This window comes from Streptomyces sp. NPDC025833, assembly GCF_055558055.1.
The window spans coordinates 1-2802 of the sequence record NZ_JBVHNF010000058.1; the positions used below are offsets into that span (position 1 = coordinate 1).

2 protein-coding genes are annotated in these 2802 nt (G+C 69.8%); one reads left to right on the forward strand and one right to left on the reverse strand.

From position 1 onward, the window contains the following. Positions 1-510 (forward strand): cytochrome P450 (locus ACZ4K2_RS36915; protein WP_467770025.1); only part of this gene is annotated, 510 nt, incomplete at its 5' end. A 63-nt stretch (positions 511-573) separates the two neighbouring features. On the opposite strand, the gene ACZ4K2_RS36920 is transcribed toward ACZ4K2_RS36915, so the two are convergent. Then, positions 574-1800 (reverse strand): cytochrome P450, encoded by a 1227-nt coding sequence (locus tag ACZ4K2_RS36920; RefSeq protein WP_467770026.1) that lies wholly within the window; start codon positions 1798-1800, stop codon positions 574-576. Positions 1801-2802: the final 1002 nt, after the last annotated feature.

Genomic DNA, 2802 nt, shown 5'->3' on the forward strand with positions numbered 1-2802 from the left:
ATCGCCGCCGCGCAGCAGCCGACCGCGAACTGGATCTGCAACACGCTGCGTCTGCTGCTGACCGACGAGCGTTTCGCGGTCAACGTCGCCGGCGGCCGGGTGAGCGTCGGGGAGGCACTGAACGAGGTCCTTTGGCTGGACACGCCCACGCAGAACTTCATCGGCCGCTGGGCCGTGCGGGACACGCAGTTGGGCGGGCGTCACATCCGGGAAGGGGACTGCCTCGTGCTGGGCCTGGCGGCGGCCAACACCGACCCGCAGATCTGGCCGGAGCCGCACGCCGGCTCCGGCAACTCGGCGCACCTCTCCTTCAGCAACGGCGAACACCGCTGTCCGTACCCCGCGCCGCTGCTGGCGGACGTCATGGCCCGCACGGCGGTGGAGACCCTGCTCGAACACCTTCCCGACCTCGTGCTGGCGGTGGGGCCCGAGGAACTGACCTGGCGTCCCTCGATCTGGATGCGGGGCCTGACGTCGCTGCCCGTGGAGTTCACCCCGTCCGTGAACTAGGCACCGCGAACCAGGGCCCTTCGCGCCCGGGCCTACCCCCCGGGCGCGGAGGCAGCGATCCCGTCAGGCCGTGACCGGTGTGAAGCGCACGGGCAGCGTCTTCGGGCCCCGGGTGAAGACCCCCTGCTCGACGAGGTCGTGTCCGTCCGCGAGGCGCAGGTCGGGCATGGCGTCCAGCAACTGGTTCAGGCCCACCTCGACCTCCGCCTTGGCCAGGAGCGCACCCACGCAAAAGTGCCGGCCGAGTGCGAAGGCGAGGTGGCCGGCAGCGGCCGAGAAGGCCGATGTCGTGGCAAGGTCGTCGCGGAAGATGTCGAACCGGTCGGGGTCGCGATAGCGCCGCTCGTCCCGGTTCGCCGCACCGATGAGACAGGTGACCGTGGCGCCCGCCGGTATGGTGCCCCCGGTGACCTCGACGTCGGTCGCCGACTGTCGCATGATCATCTGGACCGGCGGTGTGTAGCGGAGGGTCTCCGCGAAAGCGGCGGGTATCAGGCTCCGATCCGCGCGGACGGCCGCCAACTGGTCCGGGCTGTTGAGGAGGTTCGCCAGAATGCCGGCTATCGCCTTGTCGGTGGTCTCACCGCCCGCCGCGAGCAGCAGGCTGCAGAAGGCCTTGATGTCCTCGTCGCTCATGCGCACACCGTCCACCTCCGCGGCGCACAGGGTGGACAGCAGGTCGTCGCCCGGGCTGGCACGCCGTTCACGGATGACCGGAAGCATGTACTCGGCGAACTCCACGCGGGTGCGCTCACCGGCGGCGGCGACCCCGGGGTCGCCCGAGAGGTTGCCGAGGAAGGCGATGACGGCCGTGTACCAGCCGTGGAACCGGGCGTGGTCGGCCTTGTCCAGCCCCAGCATGTCCGCGATGACGTTGACCGGGAAACGGGTCGCGTAGTCGCTGACGATGTCGGCGGATCCGGAGTACCGGAAGGTGTCGATGAGCTCGCGCGAGTTGCCCTCGATGACCGGCAGGAACTTCTCCTGCAGATCGCTGCCGCGGAACGCAGGAGCGACCAGGGCTCTGCGTACCGCGTGTTCGCGGCCGCTGAGCTGGAGGATCGTCCTGCCGTGGACCGGTTCGAGCTGCCAAGTGTAGTTGTCGGTGGTGAACTCCGCCTTCTTGTCCTTGAAGACGCGTTCAACGTCCTCGTAGCGGGAGATGATGTAGCTCTGTGTGGCCTCATGCCAGATCAGGGGTTCTTTCTCCCGCATCACCGCATAGGCGGGGTAGGGGTTCGCGGCGAACTCGGGGGACAGGATGTCCGGGAGGTGGTGGGCAGCGGACACGGAACTCCTCAAGTCAGATGCGTGACCATCCCCACAAGGCTATGGATCTTCCAGCTCATCAAAAAGACGTCTGGGATCGGGAAACTCTGCTACCGCCAATTCGACTAGGGTCCAAGCGCGAGGCGTACCACGAAGCCGTCGAGCAAGCCCACGCTGACTTCGCCCGACTACTGCCCATTCCACCCCGCCAGCGGCTGCGTTCCCGAAGACCACTTCCCCGCCGCGTAGACCACCGCCCGCAACGACGAGACCGGCGCAACGGTGCCTCCGGCCAATGCAAGTGGCCGGGCGCACCGTCGTACACGCTACTTCAGCCGGACCACGACCTCGCCGCCCGTCTGGATCTGTTCCGCGAACGTGGTCAGTTCCGGGTCCGTGATGCTGCCTCCGCCCGTGTGCTCGGCCCACACCCGCTGGCTCTCAGGCTTGATCTCCTCGGCCAGGAGCGGGCGACGGGAACAGCCCGGGCAAGGCTGCGGGAGCTGCCGGCCTGTGGACGGGGCCGGCCAGGCACGACACGGCCCGCGGACCGGATCGCGGGCCCGGTGGAGCAACGGGAACACGGGGGACGGATACACGGCGCCGACGGGGCGAGCAGGGTGGTGCGGCAATCCGGCCGGGCAGCCCGGCCGACGGTGGCGCGGAGTCCGAAGTCGCACCGTCAGGAGCACGAAGTCCTCGGCCCGCGGGTGAACGGCGGCCCGGGGGCGGCGCGCGACAGGCCGGTACGACGGGGCAGCGGGACCGGAGTGCGGAACGACGGAGAGCGCGGAACGGTGGAGAACTAGGCACAGCGGACGGCGGCGCGCGGCGGGTCGGGCCGGGCTGTCAGAAGCGCGAGTTCTCCGGGCAGACACGCGGCCGGGTAGGCGCGGCGGGACGCAGGGGGGCGAGTCGGCAGACGGCTGGCCGGCAGGGCTACCAGCGGGCGCGGATGGCCGCGTCGATCCGCTGCTGGATGTTCCTGGGCGGGTGATTGCGCCCCGCGCCGGTGGCGGTTGA